This is a genomic window from Shewanella sp. SP1S2-4, assembly GCF_031932075.1.
Lineage (GTDB): Bacteria > Pseudomonadota > Gammaproteobacteria > Enterobacterales > Shewanellaceae > Shewanella > Shewanella baltica.
Window position 1 is genome coordinate 50,065 of the sequence record NZ_JAUOET010000004.1, and the last position, 23,158, is coordinate 73,222.

Annotated in this window: 24 protein-coding genes and 1 tRNA gene; 7 read left to right on the forward strand and 18 right to left on the reverse strand. The window is 39.5% G+C overall.

The features are described 5' to 3' along the window. Nucleotides 1–63: 63 nt before the first annotated feature. Nucleotides 64–984: a chemotaxis protein CheV gene (locus Q4Q52_RS06280; RefSeq protein WP_006082431.1), complete on the reverse strand. Its 921-nt coding sequence runs from the start codon at nucleotides 982–984 to the stop codon at nucleotides 64–66. Nucleotides 985–1,189: 205 nt separating this feature from the next. Here Q4Q52_RS06280 and flgA point away from each other — a divergent pair, with 205 nt between their 5' ends. From flgA to Q4Q52_RS06295, 3 genes are all read left to right on the forward strand, one after another. Continuing rightward, entirely contained in the window at nucleotides 1,190–1,897 is a 708-nt protein-coding gene (gene flgA / locus Q4Q52_RS06285; RefSeq protein ID WP_311990108.1) for a flagellar basal body P-ring formation chaperone FlgA, read from the forward strand. A gap of 75 nt (nucleotides 1,898–1,972) precedes the next feature. Beyond that, nucleotides 1,973–2,296, forward strand: coding sequence for a flagellar biosynthesis anti-sigma factor FlgM (flgM, locus tag Q4Q52_RS06290; RefSeq protein ID WP_107948432.1), 324 nt, complete (start codon nucleotides 1,973–1,975; stop codon nucleotides 2,294–2,296). A gap of 2 nt (nucleotides 2,297–2,298) precedes the next feature. Beyond that, the gene (locus Q4Q52_RS06295) at nucleotides 2,299–2,724 is read left to right on the forward strand and encodes a flagella synthesis protein FlgN (protein ID WP_006082434.1); all 426 of its coding nucleotides are present in this window, start codon (nucleotides 2,299–2,301) and stop codon (nucleotides 2,722–2,724) included. A 135-nt stretch (nucleotides 2,725–2,859) separates the two neighbouring features. Here the strand turns inward: Q4Q52_RS06295 and Q4Q52_RS06300 are convergent, their stop codons facing one another. Both Q4Q52_RS06300 and Q4Q52_RS06305 read right to left on the reverse strand, forming a co-directional pair. Further along, nucleotides 2,860–3,309, reverse strand: a complete 450-nt coding sequence (locus Q4Q52_RS06300; RefSeq protein ID WP_006085649.1) for an LPP20 family lipoprotein — start codon at nucleotides 3,307–3,309, stop codon at nucleotides 2,860–2,862. Next, the gene (locus Q4Q52_RS06305; protein ID WP_006085650.1) at nucleotides 3,306–3,938 is read right to left on the reverse strand and encodes a FlgO family outer membrane protein; all 633 of its coding nucleotides are present in this window, start codon (nucleotides 3,936–3,938) and stop codon (nucleotides 3,306–3,308) included. The genes Q4Q52_RS06300 and Q4Q52_RS06305 overlap by 4 nt, the downstream gene beginning before the upstream one ends. Before the next feature lie 279 nt (nucleotides 3,939–4,217). On the opposite strand from Q4Q52_RS06305, the gene Q4Q52_RS06310 reads away from it, so the two are divergent. The 4 genes from Q4Q52_RS06310 to Q4Q52_RS06325 all read left to right on the forward strand — a co-directional run bounded on the left by Q4Q52_RS06310 (nucleotide 4,218) and on the right by Q4Q52_RS06325 (nucleotide 7,107). Further along, on the forward strand, nucleotides 4,218–5,384 hold the full coding sequence (locus tag Q4Q52_RS06310; RefSeq protein ID WP_311990109.1) for a flagellar assembly protein FlgT: 1,167 nt from the start codon (nucleotides 4,218–4,220) through the stop codon (nucleotides 5,382–5,384). A gap of 55 nt (nucleotides 5,385–5,439) precedes the next feature. Further along, a tRNA-Arg gene (locus tag Q4Q52_RS06315) sits at nucleotides 5,440–5,515 on the forward strand. Nucleotides 5,516–5,566: 51 nt separating this feature from the next. Then, nucleotides 5,567–6,859: a 6-hydroxymethylpterin diphosphokinase MptE-like protein gene (locus tag Q4Q52_RS06320; RefSeq protein WP_311990110.1), complete on the forward strand. Its 1,293-nt coding sequence runs from the start codon at nucleotides 5,567–5,569 to the stop codon at nucleotides 6,857–6,859. Beyond that, nucleotides 6,859–7,107, forward strand: a complete 249-nt coding sequence (locus Q4Q52_RS06325) for a hypothetical protein (RefSeq protein WP_311990111.1) — start codon at nucleotides 6,859–6,861, stop codon at nucleotides 7,105–7,107. Before Q4Q52_RS06320 ends, Q4Q52_RS06325 begins: the two co-directional genes overlap by 1 nt. Nucleotides 7,108–7,150: 43 nt before the next feature. On the opposite strand, the gene Q4Q52_RS06330 is transcribed toward Q4Q52_RS06325, so the two are convergent. The 15 genes from Q4Q52_RS06330 to Q4Q52_RS06400 all read right to left on the reverse strand — a co-directional run bounded on the left by Q4Q52_RS06330 (nucleotide 7,151) and on the right by Q4Q52_RS06400 (nucleotide 23,156). After that, on the reverse strand, nucleotides 7,151–8,158 hold the full coding sequence (locus Q4Q52_RS06330) for a hypothetical protein (protein WP_311990112.1): 1,008 nt from the start codon (nucleotides 8,156–8,158) through the stop codon (nucleotides 7,151–7,153). Beyond that, nucleotides 8,155–8,889, reverse strand: coding sequence for a sugar phosphate nucleotidyltransferase (locus Q4Q52_RS06335; RefSeq protein WP_311990113.1), 735 nt, complete (start codon nucleotides 8,887–8,889; stop codon nucleotides 8,155–8,157). Before Q4Q52_RS06335 ends, Q4Q52_RS06330 begins: the two co-directional genes overlap by 4 nt. A gap of 11 nt (nucleotides 8,890–8,900) precedes the next feature. Then, a complete protein-coding gene (locus tag Q4Q52_RS06340) occupies nucleotides 8,901–10,373 on the reverse strand; it encodes a B12-binding domain-containing radical SAM protein (RefSeq protein ID WP_311990114.1) in 1,473 nt (490 codons plus the stop codon). Next, nucleotides 10,373–11,434, reverse strand: a complete 1,062-nt coding sequence (locus Q4Q52_RS06345; RefSeq protein ID WP_311990115.1) for a transketolase C-terminal domain-containing protein — start codon at nucleotides 11,432–11,434, stop codon at nucleotides 10,373–10,375. The genes Q4Q52_RS06340 and Q4Q52_RS06345 overlap by 1 nt, the downstream gene beginning before the upstream one ends. Continuing rightward, entirely contained in the window at nucleotides 11,421–12,371 is a 951-nt protein-coding gene (locus Q4Q52_RS06350) for a thiamine pyrophosphate-dependent dehydrogenase E1 component subunit alpha (RefSeq protein WP_311990116.1), read from the reverse strand. Before Q4Q52_RS06350 ends, Q4Q52_RS06345 begins: the two co-directional genes overlap by 14 nt. After that, nucleotides 12,364–13,716, reverse strand: a complete 1,353-nt coding sequence (locus Q4Q52_RS06355) for a glycosyltransferase (RefSeq protein WP_311990117.1) — start codon at nucleotides 13,714–13,716, stop codon at nucleotides 12,364–12,366. The genes Q4Q52_RS06350 and Q4Q52_RS06355 overlap by 8 nt, the downstream gene beginning before the upstream one ends. A 14-nt stretch (nucleotides 13,717–13,730) precedes the next feature. Further along, entirely contained in the window at nucleotides 13,731–14,726 is a 996-nt protein-coding gene (locus tag Q4Q52_RS06360; RefSeq protein WP_311990118.1) for a GDP-mannose 4,6-dehydratase, read from the reverse strand. Then, on the reverse strand, nucleotides 14,723–15,667 hold the full coding sequence (locus tag Q4Q52_RS06365; protein WP_311990119.1) for an NAD(P)-dependent oxidoreductase: 945 nt from the start codon (nucleotides 15,665–15,667) through the stop codon (nucleotides 14,723–14,725). The genes Q4Q52_RS06360 and Q4Q52_RS06365 overlap by 4 nt, the downstream gene beginning before the upstream one ends. Beyond that, complete coding sequence (locus tag Q4Q52_RS06370) at nucleotides 15,664–16,827, reverse strand: DegT/DnrJ/EryC1/StrS family aminotransferase (protein ID WP_311990120.1); 1,164 nt, start codon at nucleotides 16,825–16,827, stop codon at nucleotides 15,664–15,666. The genes Q4Q52_RS06365 and Q4Q52_RS06370 overlap by 4 nt, the downstream gene beginning before the upstream one ends. Before the next feature lie 87 nt (nucleotides 16,828–16,914). Then, nucleotides 16,915–17,976, reverse strand: a complete 1,062-nt coding sequence (locus Q4Q52_RS06375) for a putative sugar O-methyltransferase (RefSeq protein WP_311990121.1) — start codon at nucleotides 17,974–17,976, stop codon at nucleotides 16,915–16,917. Between the two features lie 7 nt (nucleotides 17,977–17,983). Further along, on the reverse strand, nucleotides 17,984–19,087 hold the full coding sequence (locus Q4Q52_RS06380; RefSeq protein ID WP_311990122.1) for an FkbM family methyltransferase: 1,104 nt from the start codon (nucleotides 19,085–19,087) through the stop codon (nucleotides 17,984–17,986). After that, nucleotides 19,087–20,679 carry a class I adenylate-forming enzyme family protein gene (locus tag Q4Q52_RS06385; protein ID WP_311890033.1) on the reverse strand — a complete coding sequence of 531 codons (1,593 nt, stop codon included), beginning with the start codon at nucleotides 20,677–20,679 and terminating at the stop codon, nucleotides 19,087–19,089. The genes Q4Q52_RS06380 and Q4Q52_RS06385 overlap by 1 nt, the downstream gene beginning before the upstream one ends. Next, on the reverse strand, nucleotides 20,679–20,936 hold the full coding sequence (locus tag Q4Q52_RS06390; protein WP_311890034.1) for an acyl carrier protein: 258 nt from the start codon (nucleotides 20,934–20,936) through the stop codon (nucleotides 20,679–20,681). The genes Q4Q52_RS06385 and Q4Q52_RS06390 overlap by 1 nt, the downstream gene beginning before the upstream one ends. A 35-nt stretch (nucleotides 20,937–20,971) precedes the next feature. Beyond that, nucleotides 20,972–22,021 (reverse strand): pseudaminic acid synthase, encoded by a 1,050-nt coding sequence (pseI, locus tag Q4Q52_RS06395; protein ID WP_311990123.1) that lies wholly within the window; start codon nucleotides 22,019–22,021, stop codon nucleotides 20,972–20,974. A 13-nt stretch (nucleotides 22,022–22,034) separates the two neighbouring features. Beyond that, on the reverse strand, nucleotides 22,035–23,156 hold the full coding sequence (locus tag Q4Q52_RS06400) for a Gfo/Idh/MocA family oxidoreductase (RefSeq protein ID WP_311990124.1): 1,122 nt from the start codon (nucleotides 23,154–23,156) through the stop codon (nucleotides 22,035–22,037). Between the last annotated feature and the right edge of the window lie 2 nt (nucleotides 23,157–23,158).

Sequence of the window (23,158 nt, forward strand, 5' to 3'; positions counted from 1 at the left end):
ATGTTATAAAGTCGAGATTATAGCGTAAAGCGTATCTAGGTACTAACTACTGCACTTACAAACTTACAAACTTAAGTGTTTATTCACGGCAGCAGCCAGTTCGTCGGGATTAAACTTAGCGATAAAGTCATTGGCCCCCACTTTTTGAACCATTGCCTGATTGAATACACCACTTAACGATGTGTGCAGTACCACTTTAATATGCTTGAGCTTAGGATCATCTCGGATCTCAGCGGTCAGGGTATAACCATCCATTTCAGGCATCTCAATGTCTGAGATAATGAGAGGGATTTCATCGGCAACATTGTCCATTTCTTTGGCGATTTCTTTAAGCTTATCTAATGCTTCTCGACCATCTTTTGCGGTATCAATTTGTAAGTTCAATGACTCGAGTGAACGAATAATTTGCTTACGCGCCACGGCAGAATCATCGATAACCATAATATGGTAATGCTGGGTTCTGTCGAGGGTCAGCTTTTCATTGGCTTCTTCACTGATGGCAGTTTTAACCGGTGAAATCTCATCTAAGATTTTTTCTACGTCGAGAATTTCAACCAATTCACCTTCTATCTCAGTTACTGCCGTCAGATAAGAATAACGACCAGCACCTTGAGGCGGAGGCATAATCGCTTCCCAATTCATGTTTATAATCCGCTCAACAGAACTGACCAAGAAACCTTGAACGCTGCGGTTATATTCAGAAATAATGATGAAACAGTTTTCAGTACTCGCTAAAGGTCTACCACCTGTTGCCGCACTCAGATCAATAACTGAAATAGTCGTACCGCGAATATGCGCGACACCTTTAACATAAGGATTAAGTTTAGGCAAAGTGGTCAGTGGCGGGCACTGCAGTACTTCTTTCACCTTAAACACGTTAATCCCAAACCGTTGACGACCGTTTAATTTAAAAAGCAGCAATTCTAAACGGTTTTGGCCAACGAGCTGGGTTCGTTTGTTGACTGAATCAAGAATACTCGACATAACTCTGCCTTGTTGTTCTGTTTATGTACGGCCCTATGACTCGTTTGAGTATAGGCATATTAATTGCTTACGTCTTATCTATCGATAAACATAGTCGAAACTGAGTCAATCTTCTGACAGTAATGCAAATTATTATTACAGTGGTCAGCTTCGAACTTGATAAAAGTATAGGTGCATTCTGGCGTTACAAGCTAGTCTCTTCATTATGAAAGTAAATTTAGTCTGTTTTTTTAGTGTTTTCGCCCTCTTCATGCCCGCTTTTGCGAGTGCAGAGCCTATTGTTCCCACCGTATCGGCCATCTCAGAATTAGCTAAAGCGCTTATTTCAGAAAAGATATCCGTGCCAACTAATGCCAAAGTCGATATTTCGCCGCAATTAGTTGACGCAAGAATGCTGCCGTCACAATGCTCGTCGCCGATTAAGGTTGAATTGGCGAGTGACAGGGAAATTAGTCGTAATAACACCCTAAAAGTCAGCTGCGATACGCAAGAGCTCGCTTACCCTTGGCAAATTTATATCTCGGTGAGAGTGGATATTTTATTCCCCGTTGTGGTCACAACTGAAACCTTAGCGCCTGGCGAACTCATCTCCCCTAGCCAAGTTGAAATCCGTTACATTGAGCAAAATAGTTTGCGGGGCGCTGAATTTAATGACCCTAGTAAATTAGCTGGTGTGCGAGTCAAACGACGCGTCTCAAAGGATAATCCCATATTAAGCAACAACTTATGCTTTGTGTGTAAAAACGACTCGGTATCTATCTATGTTCGTTCTAGCTCATTCGAACTCAAAACAGTAGGCGAAGCCCTACAAGATGGCAATAAAGGCGATCGGATCAGAGTCAAAAATAGCAGTTCAAACAAAGAACTAGATGCTATAGTCACGGGCATTGGCGAAGTTGAAGTAAGAATGTAAAATAATCTAAAGCTTTTTTATAAGCTGCCGATACCCCAGTTAAGAAATCCCGTACACACGACGCTGGAGCCGAAAATGGCAATTGATATTAGCAAACTCAACACTGCAACGACCGCACAAGTTCGTTCAGGTGCAACTAAAACTAGCAGCGATCAATCTGCTCAAGTTGCCACAAAATCGACAACACCACAAAGAAGCGACTCAGTGGTGATTACAGCGCAAGCGCAACAACTGCAAGGAGCTCAGACTAAAATGGCGAGCCTTCCTGAAGTTGATCAAAAGAAAGTGGCCGAAATTAAACAAGCTATCGCCGAAGGCCGCTACAAAATTGACCCCGAAAAGTTGGCTGCCAATATTGCAAGTTTTGAAGCCGAACTTAATGACTTAAATAAAGAGTAACTATGACTGAAATAGCTAAACTGGTAGATCTACAACACGCCCATTTGGCTGTTCTTAAGCAAATCATACTCAAGGAAAAAGGCGCTTTGGTTGACCAAAACGCCGATTTACTGCTTTCTCTTGCTAACGAAAAATCACAATGTCTGAAAGAACTCAAGACTAATGACGATATTCTGGCAAACCACACTGATAAGTCTCAACTCACTCAGCAAAGTGAACTCGTGCATAAAATGGCCGTTGTCAAAGACGCATTAACTGAATGCAAAGAACTGAACGATCAAAATGCCAGTTTAATTGAGATGAATTTAGCCAGCCTGAATCGCTTCGCTCAAGCTTTACAAGCTAGCAGAAACGCCTCCAGCCTTACGTATAACGATAAAGGCAAGACCTCAACTATCTCAAGTTTAGGTAATGATTTAAAAGCCTAACAGGCGCATCAATTCATACTCTGTATTTCCAGCTTCTAAGCTCTGATTAAAAATTAAACTTTAGTACTTTGCAGAAATAGAAAAGCCGCATACTACTCGTATAGTCCGCGGCTCAATAGAGTCATGTAGAAATGACTAGAAATACGTGACTTCTTTCACTCGCTGTGGACGACTCTGTTGTTGATACAGCGCCCATACCTGTGAAAAATCCAGTTCTAACTCAGTGACATAATGATCGCCAGCTGGATAACTCTTAACGACCCGCGCCCCACGGATCACACCAGAAACCGACGCTTTAACATTATCGTCCGTCAACATCCAATCACTGACACTGCTGTTTGCCGTTATTTTCTGCCCATAAACTTGTTCTGCTAATTCACGATAGGCCACAATTTTTGATGCTTGCATGGCCATCAACACTCTTTGTGATTGCTCTTTAGCCGGTTGAGTCGCTAAGGGCGCATATCCTATGGCCGTTAACTTAGGAAAACTCGGCGGCGGCACATCTTCCCATTGCACATATCTATCTTTAGCAGCGCAGCCAGTTAGCATTAGCGCCGCAATAACTAAAAGGTAGCGTTTCATTTTCCATCTCCTAAAACACGGACTTCATTCATGCCTGGACTCGCCTGACGATATAAGATGCCATTTTGTGACACAATTTGCTCCGAAGGCTGCATGTAGTTTGCCAACTCTTTTTGAGTCACAAAAGTTTGAGAGGCCGATACCACACGATTGTTACTTATGTTCACAATCCGAGTATTGATCGCCATACCATTGGTAACGGGGCTCATAGTCGATACAACAAGATGCTCAACGGGAAGATTTTTCGACAATTGTTGCCAATCTCGCGTCAAAATAAAATCCCCATTAGCCGTCACTCTCAAGCCATCAGCTAAATTTAAATCCACTACATTAAACTGAAAGCTATGGAGCGACGTCATTAATCCTTGCTGTAACTGCTGCGCCAACGCATTTGTGCCATTCATGTCACCCACTAATACTGGGGTTGCGACAACAATTGGTTGATCAGAACGCAGAGCATCATTTTGCTTAACGAGCTCTGTCACAATTCGCTGTGCTAAATGGTTGATCACTGCCGTTGGCGGCAACCCATTGCCATCCACTAAACTCGGCTTGGGCGGTGTAACCGATTTAGCCACACATCCACCTAACATCAGTAATGTTAAGGGAATAATCACACGCTTTAGCATTGGATTTACCTCATCTGTGGGTGTACTGGCAATTAAATCACTCACACTCTACGCGTCTCATTTTTGTGAGTAACAAAAGCCAGCAATCTTCGGACCAAAATTGCTCCAGCCCGACATTATTATGCTCATACGCTGTATATCGACTGCGCCAATGGAAACTTTATCGAAAACTCTCGTTAGTCAGGCATGAAATTTGCTTTGTCGGTATATTAGATTAAGTGTCAGGAAACTGGCTCGATTAGCAAGCTCGCCAATAGCTTAGCGATAAGGATTGTATTGATGCACATACCACGTTCAGCTTCGCTCATCATTTTGAGCCTTGCACTGCTGTCTTTGCCTACTCGGGCCGAATGGATAGAAGCCAGTGGTGAAGCGACTATTATCAATGGTAATACGGCTCAAGCAAGGGAAGAAGCGATTAATCAAGCCGTTAGCTACGCGACATTAAGCACGGGCATTCAAATCTCCAGTGAACAACAAACCTCTAACGGAAACCTTACACAGAATAACTTCGCGATAAATCGCAACGCCCAAGCCATCAGCATCCAACTCGTTAGCGAACGAATCCAGGGAAACAAAATTTATGTGTCCCTACGACTCGATCTAAATGATGATCCTACGCAGCAGTGTCCAAATGGACAATTAAAGGCTGCGATTCTAATCCCTCAAGCACAAATTAAAGATCGTACTCAGCTCAGATACGGACAGCTTTCAGGCTTTGAAGAAGTTATTTCCGAAAAACTAGGCAGTGTTATAGAAGATTACTCTTCCACAGGTTTTAGCCACACTCACGCTAAAGAGCTGCTCGACATTAAACAAGATCTAGTGGATATTCGCGGTTATCGACTCCCAAGCTGGCTCAGTGAAATTACCGACAGCCAATATATCCTCCAACCACAAATTATGGATATCTCAATGGAGCCAGTGCAGCCAACCTTCCTAGGATTCTGGAATGAAGCTCCACTCAGGCAATTCCAGTTCAAACTTAGCCTTTATCATGGGATCAGTGGCGAAGAAGTTTGGAGTAAAAGCTACAGCACATCGGCGCCATGGGAATTTGAAGAACAAGCCATTATAGCCCCGAATACGGACAGATTCTGGCGATCATCTTATGGCAAAAATATTACCAAGTTAATGCAACAGGCTACCCATGATTTAGACAGCACACTCAATTGCAGACCCTTACTCGGCCAAGTCGTGAGCCGCCAAGCGGACAGGATCATTTTAAATCTCGGCCGTAAACATGGCATTCGTGTCGGGGATAAATTCCAAGTCGTATTACAGCAAAATCTACCCGATCGACTCAATGAAATGCGCGCCGTCGCAACCAAAAGTCGAGCCACGGTAAAAATCGAACAAGTGAGTGAAGAAAGCTCTACAGCAGTACTTTTAGACCAAAATGCAGCCTACAATGTGCAGATAAACGACATAGCGCTTAAGATTTAAGCAACTAAATCATAAGCCTTTTAATCAGAGATAAAACCAGTATAATCACTGTCGTCTCTCTATAGCTCAACAGGATAGAGCAGCCGCCTCCTAAGCGGCCGATCGGGGTTCGAGTCCCTGTGGAGAGACCAGATAGTGACCTTGGTGATATCAAACTCCCAGAAATCTTCCGGAGAAACGGAATGACTGAGCTATTTGCGTCTAATCTCAATATTATCGTCAAGCGTTGGCCTATCGTAGCAGCTGCAATAAAATCAAGTCCATTTGATCACCTTAAAGCTCACTTAGTTATTGGAAGTAATCAAACAATCAGTGTTAATGGTATTCAATTAAGCAGCCGACACGATCGTATTGCAGAAGCCAAGCTGTACATCAATACCCTTCCAAAAGATGTAAATAGTGTGACAGTTTATGGTGTGGGTATGGGAGATGTTCCGACACTATTAATTGAAAAAAAATCGATTAATACGATTAAAGTCTGCTTGCTTAATACGTCACTATTCTCATTATTGATCACCTATACAGATCAATCAGAATGGCTTAGTCATCCCAAAGTTCAACTACTCGAGCCCCAAAAACAAAATCGCCTTGATCCGGTCTATATTGCCATCACCCCAGACTTAAGTTTAGTCTCAAATGAAAATGCCAGTTTACGTGATTTGCTGGTTTACGAAAATAATATAGAATTTGTGAATAGCAAACATAAATTAGATGACCCTGTAATTAAAGCAAGATTCTCAGAGAATCTCTCTTTTCTCAAATTAGATCCTGATGCCGCAATGTTAAAATTAATACACAAGCAGCACACAGCTTTTGTCATAGGATCTGGCCCTACACTAGAGGAACATTACGGTTACCTAAAATCACAGCGTGATCGCCCTAGCAATGATAGGCCATTGCTGATAGCAGTAGATACATCGTTCAAAGCATTAATGGGACAAGGTATTATTCCTGATATTCTCGTTAGTATCGAGCATAATATTACACAAGAGCATCTACCAGAAAGTATTCCTGAAACAGTAACGCTAGTCTATTTCCCTAGAATACCCGCGAAAGTAATTGGTTCTTGGCCTGGCCCTCGTTTTAATGCGTATTCAAAAGGGAAAATTTACGATCAGCTTCATAAAACATATCCAAAATTACGTTTATTTACTAATGGCAGCGTGATTCATCCAGCCATAGATCTTGCAGTACACTTAAATATCTGGGAAATTACATTATTCGGATGTGATTTTAGCTATCCAAATAATAAAACCCATGCTTTTTGGAAGGATGGTGAAATTGGCCCTAAGGCGGGGAATGCAAAACACTGGATAATCAATGGTAGAGGCGAGCGAGTTGCAACTGATCTTAACTTTAGAGCCTACCTTAGAAACTTGGAACATTATATAGCAACTAAACCTCGTATAAAGTTTTATCAATCAAACCTATCTGGTGCGAAAATCAAAGGAACTCAATTCAAGGATTGCAAATAATGCTGCATAATAATCAAGCCTTAGACGTTCAACTAATTAATACAGCGCAACAATTCCGTTTGGGAAAAGAGGCCGAAGCCTCTAAAAGATTAAGAAATTGCATAGATTTACTTGAGTCAGAACTGAAAAAATTAAAGGATATATCAGCCATTTCTAACATAATACCATTAATGTTAGCCGCTCAAGAACGACAAGACTGGCTTGGACTAGCAGATTACTTAGAATATGAACTTCCAGCATTATTATAACTGCTATTAAACTTTAACTATTATATGTGAACTATTCATCAGATTATAAGTTCTGATAAAACCCATTAGGTTCATACATCACAATTTTAGAACCACAAGCACCAATTTTTACACTCACATGAATAAGTTTTGTCAAGCTTCTTTTTATTGCATCATGTTTATCAGGGGGAGCAAGGAACATTAAGAAACCGCCACCGCCAGCGCCTAGGAGCTTGCCTCCATATGCACCAGCAGAAACTGCAGATGTATAAATTTCATCAATATCAGAAGATGATATATTATCTGCCAACTGTTTTTTTAAAAGCCAAGATTCGTGCAACATCTCACCGACATCTTGTATGTAACAGTGGCTACTTTGCATAATATCTCGAGCTTGATATGCCATGTTGAACATAGATTCGAGTTGACTTTTCCTTGAATCCAAATTTGCAATTTTCTTCTCAGCTATTTCACTTGATATTCTACTTAAACCCGTAAAAAATAACATTAAATGAGCATTTAGCGAAGTTATTGTTTCATTGTTCATTATTAGAGGATGAATGTTTATTTCACCGTTATTTTTAAATTCAATAAAGTTAGTACCGCCATACGCAGCCCAAACTTGATCTTGAGATCCTACATTTTCTTTAATTACATCTTGCTCTATTCTTATAGCTTCAGAAGCCAAATACTGGGGAGAAGAAATTAATCCTTTTTTAGCTCTAACTGCATTAATCAATCCAACAGTAAAGGAGGAACTTGAACCTAAACCCGAACGAGCAGGCAAATCTGCTTGATGCTGAATCTCTATACCTGAATGCTCATTCATTTCAGATAATACAGCCCTTACTGAAGGATGCTGAATTTCAGCAACAGATGAAGGAAGTTCCACTTTTGAATATACAATTCTATGTTTATGTTCGAAGAAAGGTGGTAAATCTCTTATTGTAAGATAGCAATATTTGTTTATTGCAGTACCGATTACAGCTCCACCATGATGAGAGTACCAACCAGGATAATCAGTCCCCCCACCAAATAGCGAAACCCTAAATGGCGTTCTAGAGATAATCATAAATAACACCCTAATATTTTAAGTGAATTATAAAAACTGCTTGGCGTACCTATATCAATAAAAATATTGCAATCAAACTTTGAATAGCCCAATTTCACATCAACTCTACTAAAATAGTCATGTTCAATACTTCCATTGCTTAAAGACTTTATAATATCAATGGAAGATGATGAGAAATAATAAATTCCGGTATTAACCCAGGGCATTTGAACAGTTGATAAAACCTTCTCCTCAAAATCATCGATGATATTTTCATTCAAAAATGTAACGCTCCCATATCTAGAAGCATCTTCGACTTGAGTAACGATTATTGCAGAATTTGAGCCTAATTTACGATGTTGAGAGACAAATGAAGTTAGATTTACATCAGCAATAGTATCCCCATTAATGACTATACACTCATTCATTTCTTCATTATTTAATACTAAACTTAATCCACCAAGTGTACCGAGAGGAAAATCTTCTACAAAAAAAGATATATCAATTGTCGATTTTTCAGGTAGCATGCTTAATGCTGAGATGACTTGTTCGGCTTGGTAGCCTAAAGAAAAGATTACCCTTACTGCCCCCTGTTCTTTAAGCCACATCATTAAAATAGAAAGAAAAGACTTACCTCCAATCGGCGCAAGTATTTTAGGCAAATTTCCAATTTCACTCTTTAGACGAGTACCTTGCCCTCCAGCTAAAACAACAACTGTTGGTAATTTTTTTTCAACATCAGCAGCATTCATAATATATAACCCTAAACATTATCAAGAAGCAGTCGTTTAAGTCTTTTAGAACTCATTTTCTCAATATGTAATCGAGTCTCTAACCCAAACTTTTTTTCTATGAACGTCAAATAACCTGGAGAGGAAAAAAATTCATGAAATGCATCATCTCTAAACTGCAATACCGTTTTAGCTGTTTCAAATTCAGTTTTCAATGGTAAACAATCATAGCTATGCTGTGAAAAACCACTCCATTTCTCAGGTAACTCGGTTCCATTTTTTAATGCTTCAACATATAATTTTGATCCCGGATAAGCCATTGCAGAATAGAAGTTAGCAAATTCACAATTAAGCGAATGTGCTAAAGACAAGGTATCCCTCATTGTGCTAACAGAATCATGAGGTAATCCAAAAATAAAATTACCAATGACACTAATATCTGCGGCTCGAATCTCACTAACTATATTAATAATATCATTACTGTCTAATGACTTATTGGATCCGTCTCGCACACTTTCATCAGCGGATTCAATCCCTAATGCTAACCATTTTATGCCTGCCTTTCGCATTAAAGTTAATGTATCGACTTTAACAGTGTCGACACGAGCATAGGCCCAAATATTGAGTTCATGCGCATAAGGCTTTTCGGCTAAAAGTTCACAAATAGGGATGTAATGATTTTTCTTTAAAACAAACATTTCGTCTATAATTTTAAAAGTTTTTACCCCATAGGTGTGATACAACATATCTATTTCTGCAACCACATTCTCTGGGCTTCTACAACGATATTTATTATCGACAAATGGGGCATTAATACAGCAAAAAAAACACTTAAAAGGACAGCCAAGCGAAGTATATATTGATGCATAAGGCTGACGCTTTGCAAGGTCACCGAAACACTGCCAGTTATGCGCACGATATTTTTCCATTGGTAATAAATGCCACACATTACCATGCAGATTTTGATCTAAATCATTTATAAGTGGTGGATTGGGATTTCTCTTTATTTGCTTAAATTCATCTTGCCATACTAGCCCAGGAATAGTGCTAAAAGTCTCCCCTAGTGCAAGAGCTCGAATAAGCTGATGACAAGTCTCTGGTCCTTCCCCCGCGCAGACAAATTCTACCGGTTCTTCTGCAATAGTTCTTTCTGGTAAAGCAGCAACATGTCCTCCGACTAATATTATTTTTTGACTCGGATTCACTACTTTTATTTGTTGGCATAGAATTCTTGCAGCCATCATAGTCTGTGTCGAAGCTGAGGGTTGGTGACCATATACAACAATAATAACTAAGGCTGGCTTTACATCGTTAATTATCTCTGCGGTCATTTGTGGAGTAATACACAATGCTTCGGTATCAATAATGTTTATGTGATGATCTCTATCGATAAGATAACCCGCAATTAACCTTGCCCATAAAGGGGGTTCTATTGCAGTAAGCTCTATTCCTAAATCTTGATAGATGTTTTCCCTACCACCTGGGGTAACAATTAGAGCATCCATTAAAAAGGTCCTTTAAACTGCATTTGATATATAAGTGTAATTTCGTCGTCGGTTGGCGGCCAATTATCACTGGCAATCTTTTCTATCAGCAACATAGCTGCCTGAGTAATATTGAGTGGATTAGGATAAAATTCAGCTTCAAGTGTAGGCGTTGTTGGACATGTTGTCGCAGCAAATCCAAGTCTTTTTACTCTTAATCCCGAAATATTAGCTTCGCTTGCCTGCGCAACAATCTCAGCAGATGCACCACAATTCAACCAACCATTATCGACGACCAACAGTCGCTTAGTCTTAGTGATAGAATCAATAATTGTTTGCATATCTAAAGGAGCTAGAGTGACAGGATCAATTACTTCAACACTAATGCCTTGTTTCTCTAATAATTCAGCAGCTCTAAGTGTTTCCATTACCATGTTAGAAATGGCTACAATGGTAATATCAGTTCCTTTGCGTACAATTTTGGCTCTACCTAATTCAACTTTATAAGCTTCTGCTGGTACTTCGGCATAAGTATTGTAAAGAAGACGGTGCTCCATAAAAATAACCGGATTAGGATCATCTATTGCAGCAAGAAGCAACCCCTTAGCGTCGTAAGCATTCGATGGAGCAACAACTTTAAGCCCCGGAATATGCATAAACAGACTATGTAATGCTTGGGAATGCTGTGCGCCTTGTCCCCATGATTTACCGATAATACAGCGCACAACTAAAGGTACATGTACTTGGCCTCCGTACATGTAATGTGCTTTAGCGGCAATATTAATTAGCTGATTCATACACAACAGTAAAAAATCCATTCGAATATGCACATGCACGGGCTTCATTCCCGCCATTGCAGCACCAATTGCAATACCAGTCATAGCATCTTCGGAAAGAGGAGTAGTAAATACTCTATCGGCACCATATCGTTCAGCTAAACCCTTTGTTGTTCCTAAAATGCCTATGTGGTCATCAACATCTAAGCCCATTACAAACACGCTACCATCTGAGCCCAAAGCATGATCTAGACCTTGGTAAATAGCCTGACTAAATGATAATAAGTTTTTATCATCGGTAAACATAATCGTATACCTCACTTGCACTGGGGAACGCGGCATTTTCTGCAAACTTAAAAGCTTCCTCAATTTTCTCATTCATCTCAGTTTGAATCTGTTTGCATAGTTTCATGTCAAGAAAGCCTGCAAGTTTATCTAATGGATCTATAAGCTTTGAATTCTTAATTTGCGACACATCTCTGTAATCAACATCACTCTCATCTAATGGCCCAACATGCTGTAACCAGCGACAGCAACTAACCTCTAATAAAGCAGGACCATGCCCCGATCTAATAGATTCAATAACACGCGTTGCTAATGGAACTAATGTCAACAAATCACCATCACTGTGTTGATAGGCTGATACTCCAAAACTTTCAGCGCGGTTTATCAAGTCTGTATTAGCCCAACGTTTTGATAAAGGCTCATGAATTGCGAAGCCATTATTCTCGACAACAAATAAGATAGGTAATGACTTAAGCGCGGCAAAATTAAGACTTTCATAAAAGCACCCTTCCTCCGTCGCACCATCGCCGATGAAACATACAACAATCTGGGGGGATTTTCTCATTGTCATAGCAAGAGCATGGCCAGTCGCTACAGGTATACCAGTAGCAACGATTGCAGAAGTGCCTAGAAAATTTACATTAGGCTCAATGAGATGCATTGAGCCTCCTCTGCCTTTTGCACACCCCGCTGATTTGCCATAAAGCTCTGCAACAAATGCATTTGCTGAACCGCCTTTTGCTAAATAAGCTGCATGTCCGCGATAAGTAGCACAAACAAGATCATCTTGATTCAATGCTTCACAAACACCGACACTGACAAACTCCTGTCCTACCGACAAATGTACTGGGCTTTTAATATTATCTTTGGGATATTCAGCAGCCACTTTCAACTCAAGCAACCTAATGAACAAAAGTTTCCGATACAGTTTTTCTACATCATACATTTTGTTATTCATCCATTACACTTGATAAAATTCCCAAATAATTCAAAATACTTAGGGTCCAGCTATTAGTATTCAGATTGTTTAAGCGGAAACGCTCTGCATTCTGATAGCAACAATCAAAGTAGCTAGGTTCTGCAAGTAATCGATCAATTTTAGAACAAAGGTTCTCAAAATCATTAAAAAATAAACACGCTTGAGAATCGTTAATAAATAATCTCGTTTCACTATTATCTTCCTCAAGCAATATGGCACCACAAGCGATAGTTTCTCTAACTTTCCCTTTACACTGTTCCCTGAACGAATAGGTTTGCGTATTGACACAAATTCTTGTTTTCCTCATGGCATGAGCATAGTTTTCTATTGATAATATATCACTACCATGCACAAAACCGCCAATATGATGGAACTTGTCCCCGTATTTTTCGTTTAGCTTTTCAATCCAGTACCCTCTATTACCAGCTGCCGTACCAAAAATAGCAATATCGTATTCCTTAGGTGTGGACTTATCCTCGTAGAAGAGGCTTGGATCAAATACGCTCGGTAAAAATTTTACTTTATCTGTGTTCTGGTGTAATTGATAAGGAGCGGCAGCATCATTCATTTTTATTAAGCGGCTACCATTACTATTTTCAATACACAAATCAGCCCATTGCAAACAATCCCTTTCAAACTGTAAATAAGGACTGCCCTGTTCATCTTCATCATAATCCCACCATAAAGTCACATACTTGATATAGGGATACTTCAGTTTAAGCTCGAGCCAGTATGATAAAGGCAAACAGTCATTAGGCTGAGTTGGACTATAAAATAGGACATCAGGCTCAACTTGCTTAATTTTTTTTTCTATATCTTTATATAAATCTTCGAAATAAACAGCTTCACTCTCTTGATCTTCATAAAGCTTAAAAACGTAACTATCTGGATATAATACCGTTAAGCTATCATAAATTTTACGCTCAAACGCCTTACTTGAAATAAGGATATTTTTGCTATATTTTTCAATATCTTTAGGAGATATTACAGGCAAAGAGCAAACCTTTTCGCCCCATAATTTAGGATCTTGGTCAACTATGGCAACTACATTAAAATCTTCAAATAGTGAAAAATTATTTTTAGTATGTAGACCTGCTCCGTAAATGACGCAAGGCTTGTTTCCAACTTGTAGTTTAATTCGCTCAATACTTTTTAAAGCTATCGGCTTAAAATAGCTTTCATAAGTTCTGTCTGAACAGAGAAGATCATACTCGCTTACAAAATTAGAACTCAAAATTGGTTCAACAATTTCTATTCGTGCGCAGCTATCTGCATAATTTTTTAACTCAAAATTTTGTACAATGAATAACCAACGAACAGACATAATCAAACCTCACCTTAACAATTGCTACGTATATTTACTCTTCTACGATAATCCAAGAGATGGTTCAAACTATCTTCAAATAAATATTTAGGCTTCCAACCTGTTTCAAGCAAAAATTTAGATGAGTCAGGTATTTGCAAAGTAATATCAGTCGGCCTTAATAACAATGGGTCCAGCCGAGACTTAATATCCCCACTAGATTTCGACTTAAGAATTTCTAAAATCTCTCCAACCTTATAAATATTTTCACCTCCAATGTTATAAATCTCCCCTATTCGTCCTTTAGTCAGTGCAACCCAATAGGACTCCATCGCATCACGAACATCAATAAGTGTTCTGGTAGAGTCTAAGTTTCCATGAAATAACTCATCTTGCAATCCAAGTTCAATTCTAGAAATCTGATCAGCAAAAGAAGTTGCAAATAAGTCCAATCTTCTAGGATTTATATATGTAAACATTCGAGTACGAATAATTTTCATACCATAACTTAAAAAGTAACTTTGCCCCAAAAGATCTTGAGTTACTTTAGACACAGAATATGGATTTACGGCATTAATAGGACATGATTCATTTATAGGCACATTTTTTGGTTCTACTCTGCCATAAACCTCAGAGGTGCTACATAGTTGAATAACAGGATTTAATTTAGTCAACCGAATAGCTTCGAGTAAATTAGCCGTACCCATTACATTGTTATTAATAACGGAAAGTGGTGTAATAAATGAGTTTTTAACATTTGCATAAGCAGCCATATGAAATATACCATCAGGCTTTATCGTTTCAAGCACACGTATAATTGATGATAAGTCCAAGAGATCGCATTCATGAACATAAACACGCTCTTTGATGTTATTCAAATTATCATGGCTCGCTGTACTATGCCAGCGGCTTATGCCATGCACCTCCACATCAACATGATTATTTACAATATATTCAGCCAGAAAACTTCCACCAGAACCAGAAATCCCTGTAATTAACACACGCTGAAACTTACGATTGATATCATTCATATATTGCTATACTTACTATTAGAAATCATAGAATAGCCTTTAATCAGCTCTTGAATACCATCACCTAAACTAAAGGTTGGCCGAAAGCCTGTAGCTTCGATTTTTCTGTTGGATACAATGTAATCACGTTTGTCAGGGTCTTCGCCTATAGGCGCGTCTAGGTATGTAAATTTTGGTAAAAAACGTTTTATTTCATCACACAATTCACGTTTAGATATATTGGCATCAGACAATCCAACGTTGTATGCTTCATTTTTCATTACTTCGAAGTTATTAAGGCCATGTTCAAATGCTGCTACAACATCACGAATATGAATATAGTTTCGCTTAAAATGCGATTCAAATAAAACCACAGCAGAATCTTTTACTGCACGATAGACAAAGTCATTAACCAAGAGGTCTAACCGCATACGTGGCGACATACCAAACACGGTAGCTAATCGAAAGCTAATAGCATTGCCATGCTCAAGTACAGCTTGCTCTGCTTCTACTTTAGTTTTGCCATAAAGACTGATTGGCTTAAGAGGACTCGTTTCATCACAAAACTTACCTTGCTCACCAATACCATAACCACTGTTGGTAATAGGCATTAAGATTTGTTGCTGCTTACTCAATACTTTTGTTAGCGTAACCACAGCATCACGATTTGTCGATATAGTTCCTAATTCATCTCTACCACACAAAGGCGCACCAACTAATGCAGCAAGCGGGATCACCACATCGACATTTTTAGTTAGACGCTTGATTAATGATTCATCACGGCAATCACCACGCTCAACATTAAACTTTTTGTTAGCACACAAAGTATTAAGTGAGTCTTGGTTAAACATAAAGTTATCTAAAACCGTAACATGATGGCCAAGTTCAATTAACCTAGGTGTGATCATCGAACCTAAATATCCGGCTCCACCTGTTACCAAAATTCGTTTACTATTTGTCATAGTTGTACAATCGCCTGTTTTAATGTGTGTAACTGTTCAGTTAAATCAAAGGGATGATTCCCTACAAAAAAACCAAAATCGTGCACATGATTAGCAGCAGTCATTTCACCAACTTGGCTATATTGATAATGCTTAATGACATCATGCCGTAAAAAGTTACCACCTGTTATCATTCTAAAACCGATGTCCGCAGCCTTAAGTGCGCAGAAAAGCTTATCTCGACAGATGTCCACATCGGGACTAATTATCATAGGAAAACAAAAAGCTGAACTTTTCCCATGTTCTTCTTGAATAATAAAACGCTTGTCATCTGCAAAAAGCTCATTAAATAATTGTAGATTTTTACGTCTTTGCTCAGTAAATTGAGGTAATTTCTTTAGCTGCTCTATCCCTAAAATACCACTCAATTCAATAGGTCTAACATTATAACCAGGCAAAATAAAACGATAAGCTTCAGAAAAAGCATCATCACTCTTATCAAATAACATAGAATCGTCTGGTTGGCCCCGAGTCCAACCATGATTTCTCAACGATAAGGCTAGTTGATATAATTCATCATCATCGGTAATTAACATCCCGCCTTCCATAGTCGATATATGATGAGAAAAAAAGAAACTAAAAGTACCTATATCACCAAATGTACCGGCTTTTCTTCCATTTAATTCAGCATCTAAAGACTCACAGTTATCTTCGAGAAAATATAATGAATGATTATCCGCAAAATCACGTATGACATCTAGCTCTGCAGGATTGCCTAAAATGCTTACCCCTACAATCATCTTAGTTTTATCTGTAATGGCCTGTTCTAATTTAGACACATCCATATTTAAAGTTTGTAAATTAATATCTACAAATTTTAAAACCAACCCATATTGTTGCAACGGATGATAAGTCGTTGCCCAAGAGACAGCAGGTACAATAACTTCATCTCCAGCTTTTAGTGGACAACTTTTCTTATAAAAAAATGCAGCGGTTGCAATTAAATTTGCTGAAGAACCGGAGTTAACCATAACTGCATATTTTTTACTATGATACTTTGCAAACTGTTTTTCAAACTCATTAACATTTTCTCCCATAGTAAATAAACCGCTTTCAATCACTTTATTAAGCGCGGTATATTCTTCGAGGCCAAATGTTGGGCTCGCTAATTCATAAAACATATATCACCACCCAATCTCAGTACAAAAAAATTAATATAGATAAACTTTAGACAGAAAATTAAATACGACATTCAGATTTATATTTAGTTAATTTTCAATACGTTTATACAATCTCAATTCTGAATGAAATTTATCAATTGTTTGAAAACCAAAAGGTAATACGTTTGTGGCAATAAGCTCGTACTCAGGTAAGAATTTATCATAATCATCTCCCAAGATAGGCACTTTAACACCAACATGAGAGTGGTCTTTTGCAACCTGTTTCCCTTCGCGAAGATTACGCAATAACACGTATTTACTTTTTAACCGTGTTACATGTTGCAGATAATTTTGAACTATTTCAGGCTCCATTTCTTGAAAGGAGATAAAATTCACAAAAAGATCAATTTCGCCAGTGAGTTCAGGTAACTGCCAAGGACACATGACTACGGCACTAAACTCAGTACGTAGTGTATCAATATTCAAATCTGGGTAAATTTGTAACTGGGCATAATCTGCCACAAGATGTGCACCCAATACCTGTTTTAAATAATAAATGGAAAAGAGACAGGTCGGAGGAATATCTACGTTTATATAAAAAGTCTCATTTCTGCTATCACTTAGTAGAATCTCACCGAGTGAACCGAAACCACCACCGATTTCTAAGACAGTTTTGACCGAAATATCTTGTATATGTTGCTTAAGAAAATTTAATCCTAGTAGATAATTTAAACTAGAGCGACTATAAAAATGTCCATCAAACTCAAACTGTTCTAATGGGTTGCCTACATGGCTTTCACTGAAATTTTGTGTAAACGGGGCACGTAACTGCTCACTCGCTTTATACACTCGATAGTCACTTTTAGCATGAGTTTCACCCGATAAAAACTCCGTCATTGACATCATGGCGCGCCGGTCATTTTGAAGGACGCCATCACAAACAGTTAACATATTTTGATAACGTTCTGGCTGTAAAACCCAGCCATGAAATAAATATGTTGGAACGAAATAGCCTAGGGCGCTATTTAGCGTTCGAAAATTTTCAATCCCGTAATCGGCTAGATCCTGCTGCAAGCTCTTTGCACCATGTTGCCAGAAGTGACTTGGCTGATAACTGGGATCCGCATTACGCATGTCTGATATCATGGCGTTAACTTGCTCTTTCCACATATATTTATTATTCCTTATCGGGTCCAACATTTTCATTGCGTTTTTTTGGGATACAATACAGCACAGTTTCCAATAACATATCACCATAGACTCTAATGTACATGTCATAGTCTGGAACCATATCGTTGATCATCAAAGGAATATCCCATAAATCGCTAGGATTGTGATAGAGACAAATTGCCAAAACAGGGCGATATGTTTGAATAATATTCTTTGCCCCTAAAAGAGCCGCCTTTTCAGCCCCTTCTATGTCCATTTTGATAAAGTTGGGTGATCCTCCAAAAACCACGTCATCGAGTGCCACACAACTCACCAAATTATCTTGTGATCCCGTGGTTCCGGTTAATCGGCTTGAAGTACTGTGTTCAGCATCAAAAGCTAACAAACAGCACTTACTCCATACGCCAGCAGGGTAAATAAATACTCGCCCCTGATGTTCCAACCCCAATGCTTTAACTCTACAGTTTAATTTATATAGATTAATGGGGTCAGGCTCAAAACTAGCGCAGTATTCTACCGGTAGTGCATGTAATTGCGCAGCGGTAAATAATGAGGTTAACGTATCGCCATTATATGCACCCGCATCAATAAAACGCAGTGCTGACAAATGGTTAAAAACAGGTATATCTTCAGCAAAATATTGAATATGAGGATCGGGGATTGGATAATCTTCAACTCGATGATGTTGACGAAAACGAACTATTTGATCTAATAATTGCCGACTCTTATCATCAAATAACAGACCCCTTACTTTTGCCAATTGCTCGAGTTCCACCATTTCATCAATCACGGCTGAATACCAAAGACTGTGGGGAATTAATTGTTGGATAATAGCAGGACAAGCAAAAATGGACTCTGTAAAGTCATATACTCTAGTAAAGCCCTGTGCCACAAGCTCAGACTTGATACGTCGACTTAATAACCCTACTGATATATATATTTCGGCGTCTTTGTTCTCGATATCTTCTTTGCGTATTATCGGCAAGTCATATAGATGAGTCTGTTGACTATAGGCATCAATAAAACCATCAAGTGTGATCGATGAGAATTGAAAACTTTGAAAAAAAATTTCACCTTGAATGCCTGCACCAAAAATATACCTTTCACTCATTAGCCTTTCCTCCCGTACAACATCGTTTCAAGTACGGCTGTCCAACCATTATTTAAGGAATTATACTGTTCCCTCAACAATTTCTTAGACACTTTTCCCGTTGCCGTTAATGGCAATTTTTCTGGGAAAAAGTATTTTAGAGGACGCTGAAAAGGCGCTAATGAACGGTTCGTTAAGGCTCGAAGCTGTGGCTCTAAACGATCTGCATCTTTTACAATACAGATGGCGACGATAACTTCACCTAGCAACTGGTCATCTACACCGATAACAGCCACTTCTAACACTCTTTCATGCGTGGAGAGTACAGCCTCAATATCCTTCGGATATATATTGATGCCCCCCGAAATAATAACGTCTTTTTTACGACCAACGTAAGTTAAAAAACCTTCGCTATCGAGTTTACCGAGATCGCCAGTTAGAAAATAATCTCCATGCCACGCAGCCAATGTTAATTCAGGTTTATGGTAATAACCGCTAAACGCTAGTGGAGACCTTACTGCTATTTCCCCAACCTCATTGATCCCACAGACGCATAGATTTGAATTGAGTATTCGAACATCGATCGCTTCACATGGGTAGCCGACAGTATTAAATTTAAATTTTGCATCACAGGGCGCTAAATTGGTTGCGACGGCAATTTCTGTCGCGCCATAAATTTCGTGAAAATCACAGCCAATTGCGTCAAAAATTTTCTCTTTAAAAGCCGCATCTATAGGAGCTGATGACGTCACTATAGTTTTCAGTGACTTTAATGCTATCGCGTTATCGAGTAGTTCATCTTTTAAGGCATACAGGTGCGACGAGACACTGATCACAAAACTCACCGCATGTTGCTCAACTAACACTAACCACTGTTTTGGCGTAAAGGGGGCCAATCTCACTAAAGTGGCTCCCAATAATAAGGGTACAAAACTAAGTCGCTGACCTAAAGAATGAAAAAATGGTGAAGCACATAGCACTACATCGTCAGACGTTAAATGATACAGATCCCAAGTCTGTTGCGCTCTTGCAAGTTTGACACTTTGTGACACCACAATAGGTTTAGGATCACCGGTTGAGCCAGATGAAAGGGTGATCAAAAAGTCGTTATCTATGGCTTCTTGGACCAACGAGCTAAGCGCTTCTGACGCATGGCAATCATCTTGAGTAAATTCAATATTATTAGCGTAAGTATTGTGATTGGAAGGAATATTCCCCGTAGGTATCGCCAATGCATCAGTGGCTATAATACCAAACGGCAAGGCTAAAGAATGCACTTTTGCGCTAACACTACGATCGTAAACCACAAGATTAACATCTGTCGCGTTCCATCCGGCCAACAACTGTGGTGCCAGCATTTGTGCATTCGTAGGTATACATGCACCATCTAATTTTGCGATCGCAACAGAGACAGTAAAAGAATGTAATAGAGAGTCAGTTAACAGCGCTACTCGCGGTCTTTGAGTTTGGCAAATCAGTACAATCTGCTTGCACCATAATTCAATGAGTGACAACAGCTGGCCATAGGTATAACACTCATCGCCATCGATCAACGCAGTTTTATCATGAAACTGCTGGGCAACCAGCCTAAATCTCTCATATAAGCAAGACATCAGTCTCTACCCGCAATTTTATTCACCACCACTTGCGCTAAATTACCTATGACTTGGAGCTCAGACTCTGCGAGTTCACTTGGCGCGAACTTAATCTCGTATTGACTTTCTAATGTCATGATAAGACTCAAAATAGCAAATGAGTCTAAGTAGCCAGTTGAAACAAAATTGCAATTTTCATCAATAATCTGACTGTCATCTTCTAAATGTTGCCGCACATAATCGATGATAAAATTTGTCACGTCATTTATTGTCATTACTACTCACCCATTTTTAAATGAAACATTTCAGACTATTGAATAACATCCCAGCTTAATCTGTCGCCAGCGATGAGATCTTTACCCGCTTTGCGCCCCAAAATTAGTGACTTATATTGTGGGTCAAGACCGAAACCTGGCCGCACAGATTTAACATTCAGCTCAGTAAAAATATCACCCTGCTGCATCGGTGCCGAAATATACAGTGAGCGTCGTCCATTTCGATTCTTATTCGCACCGGGCGTTAAGCTGTAATCTACTTTGCCAACCGCCAATTCCGCTCGACGGATCTCTGCCAGCATCGTTTGAAATTCAGCGACTGTTAGTGAGAAGAAGCTATCGACAGTTTCTTCTCCATCATCCAATTTTATATGTTTTTCAATTACATTTGCGCCTAACGCAACAGCTGCAATCGATACGCCTATACCAACTGTATGGTCAGAAAGTCCAGCAGGACATTGGAATGTGTCTTTTAAATGCTGTATCGTTTTTAGGTTAACTTCTGCTGGAGGTGTAGGATAGGCTGTTGTGCATTTGAGTAAAATTATTTGCTCACAACCGTGTTGCTTAAGACAAGTTACCGCACGACAAATATCTTCTAAGCTTGCCAGCCCAGTAGAGACTATGACTGACTTACCTGTCTTGGCGACTTTTTCTAGCAATGCTAGATCGACAATTTCGGGAGACGCTATTTTATAAGCCTTTACAGCAAATTTTTCTAGCTCGTCGACTGACGTCTCGTCGAAGACAGAACCAAATAACTCAACCCCAAGTTTCGCGGCCTCGGCAAATAATTCAGGTAGCCATTCCCAAGGAGTATGAGCATATTCATATAATTCATAAAGGTTTTTATAAGCTGCCCATGCGTTATCCATTGGGATAGCAAAATCACCATGATCCACATTTAGCGTAATAGTATCAGGACGATATACTTGCAGTTTAATGGCATCGGCTCCCGCATCGGCAGCGGCTTTAAGTAGGGTAACTGCTTTACGGATATCTCCGCCATGATTTCCCGATAACTCAGCAATCACATAACAGGGCTCTTCGTCACCAATCCCGCGCTCACCAATATTAATCTTCATTTGCACATAACCTTTAATTTATCTCAACCCATCTCTCAGTTTTATTTGACTGTACAACAGCGTCTAACATAACGAGACCATCATGGGCATGCTGCCAACCAAATACATAAGGCGACTGAAATTGCCCCTTTTTACGGAACATAACTAGTGCATCGGCAATATCGTTATAAAGATTAGCAAAAGCTTCAACAAAGCCAGCGGGATGTCCAGGTTTAAAGCGTTCGCGGACTTCTTCTTTAAAATGACAATTGCCTCTATCATAAGTCATCCGAACAGAGTCTTTACCGTAGATATGCAGACGCTCCGGCTCCTCCTGATACCACTCTGCACTCGCCTGTTCACCAAATAATCTGACTCTAAGCCCATTACGATGGCCTAAAGCTGTCTTACTAACCCAATAGGAAGCCCGCATCCCCTTTTCAAATTTTGCCCACAAATAGGCGTCATCGACTATGCCATCAAAAATCGAGAAATGATGAAAATCGGCATTTACGCTCAAGGGAATTTTTCCAGTAATAAACTCACTCAGATGCTGCACATGCACGGCAAGATCTAATAAAATCGTAGGGATTGCACCATCCACCAAACGCCAAGCTTGAGGATGCATTTTTTCTGGTGCTTGAATAAAACCATCTGAGTGAAACTCAATTTGGATCTGTTTAAGCTCCCCAAAAGTGCCTTCTTGTACATGCCGGCGTAACACTCGCACCATAGGATAACCGCTGTAGTTAAAGGTCACAGCGAGGAATCCTTTAGTCTCATCGAGGACTTTTTGGATCGCTATCGATTGCTGTAAATCCGCCGCCATTGCTTTTTCACATATAACAGCGACTCCTGCTTGCAGCAAGGCACATACGACATCAACGTGACTTGGTGTTGGAGTTAGCACGACAACGGCATCGAGCAACGCCGCCTCTTTGGCAATATATTGCTGCCAATCGGAATACACACGATCTGCAGGAAGATGCCATGTCGCGCCCGTTTTTAAACTGGTATCTATATCGCGTGAAAAGCATCCAGAAACTAATTGCCAACGCCCGTCCAACTGACTAGCTGCACCATGGGCGTAACCCACGGCCGAAGTATAAGAACCGCCAATAAATCCCAACTTCAACGGTTGTGGGGTTACTTCCATAG

Bases quoted from the DNA above. Each gene is read 5' to 3' on its own strand.
- Q4Q52_RS06280 (WP_006082431.1), bottom strand. From the start codon at position 984: ATGTCGAGTATTCTTGATTCAGTCAACAAACGAACCCAGCTCGTTGGC.
- flgA (WP_311990108.1), top strand. From the start codon at position 1,190: ATGAAAGTAAATTTAGTCTGTTTTTTTAGTGTTTTCGCCCTCTTCATG.
- flgM (WP_107948432.1), top strand. From the start codon at position 1,973: ATGGCAATTGATATTAGCAAACTCAACACTGCAACGACCGCACAAGTT.
- Q4Q52_RS06295 (WP_006082434.1), top strand. From the start codon at position 2,299: ATGACTGAAATAGCTAAACTGGTAGATCTACAACACGCCCATTTGGCT.
- Q4Q52_RS06300 (WP_006085649.1), bottom strand. From the start codon at position 3,309: ATGAAACGCTACCTTTTAGTTATTGCGGCGCTAATGCTAACTGGCTGC.
- Q4Q52_RS06305 (WP_006085650.1), bottom strand. From the start codon at position 3,938: ATGCTAAAGCGTGTGATTATTCCCTTAACATTACTGATGTTAGGTGGA.
- Q4Q52_RS06310 (WP_311990109.1), top strand. From the start codon at position 4,218: ATGCACATACCACGTTCAGCTTCGCTCATCATTTTGAGCCTTGCACTG.
- Q4Q52_RS06320 (WP_311990110.1), top strand. From the start codon at position 5,567: ATGACTGAGCTATTTGCGTCTAATCTCAATATTATCGTCAAGCGTTGG.
- Q4Q52_RS06325 (WP_311990111.1), top strand. From the start codon at position 6,859: ATGCTGCATAATAATCAAGCCTTAGACGTTCAACTAATTAATACAGCG.
- Q4Q52_RS06330 (WP_311990112.1), bottom strand. From the start codon at position 8,158: ATGATTATCTCTAGAACGCCATTTAGGGTTTCGCTATTTGGTGGGGGG.
- Q4Q52_RS06335 (WP_311990113.1), bottom strand. From the start codon at position 8,889: ATGAATGCTGCTGATGTTGAAAAAAAATTACCAACAGTTGTTGTTTTA.
- Q4Q52_RS06340 (WP_311990114.1), bottom strand. From the start codon at position 10,373: ATGGATGCTCTAATTGTTACCCCAGGTGGTAGGGAAAACATCTATCAA.
- Q4Q52_RS06345 (WP_311990115.1), bottom strand. From the start codon at position 11,434: ATGTTTACCGATGATAAAAACTTATTATCATTTAGTCAGGCTATTTAC.
- Q4Q52_RS06350 (WP_311990116.1), bottom strand. From the start codon at position 12,371: ATGAATAACAAAATGTATGATGTAGAAAAACTGTATCGGAAACTTTTG.
- Q4Q52_RS06355 (WP_311990117.1), bottom strand. From the start codon at position 13,716: ATGTCTGTTCGTTGGTTATTCATTGTACAAAATTTTGAGTTAAAAAAT.
- Q4Q52_RS06360 (WP_311990118.1), bottom strand. From the start codon at position 14,726: ATGAATGATATCAATCGTAAGTTTCAGCGTGTGTTAATTACAGGGATT.
- Q4Q52_RS06365 (WP_311990119.1), bottom strand. From the start codon at position 15,667: ATGACAAATAGTAAACGAATTTTGGTAACAGGTGGAGCCGGATATTTA.
- Q4Q52_RS06370 (WP_311990120.1), bottom strand. From the start codon at position 16,827: ATGTTTTATGAATTAGCGAGCCCAACATTTGGCCTCGAAGAATATACC.
- Q4Q52_RS06375 (WP_311990121.1), bottom strand. From the start codon at position 17,976: ATGTGGAAAGAGCAAGTTAACGCCATGATATCAGACATGCGTAATGCG.
- Q4Q52_RS06380 (WP_311990122.1), bottom strand. From the start codon at position 19,087: ATGAGTGAAAGGTATATTTTTGGTGCAGGCATTCAAGGTGAAATTTTT.
- Q4Q52_RS06385 (WP_311890033.1), bottom strand. From the start codon at position 20,679: ATGTCTTGCTTATATGAGAGATTTAGGCTGGTTGCCCAGCAGTTTCAT.
- Q4Q52_RS06390 (WP_311890034.1), bottom strand. From the start codon at position 20,936: ATGACAATAAATGACGTGACAAATTTTATCATCGATTATGTGCGGCAA.
- pseI (WP_311990123.1), bottom strand. From the start codon at position 22,021: ATGAAGATTAATATTGGTGAGCGCGGGATTGGTGACGAAGAGCCCTGT.
- Q4Q52_RS06400 (WP_311990124.1), bottom strand. From the start codon at position 23,156: ATGGAAGTAACCCCACAACCGTTGAAGTTGGGATTTATTGGCGGTTCT.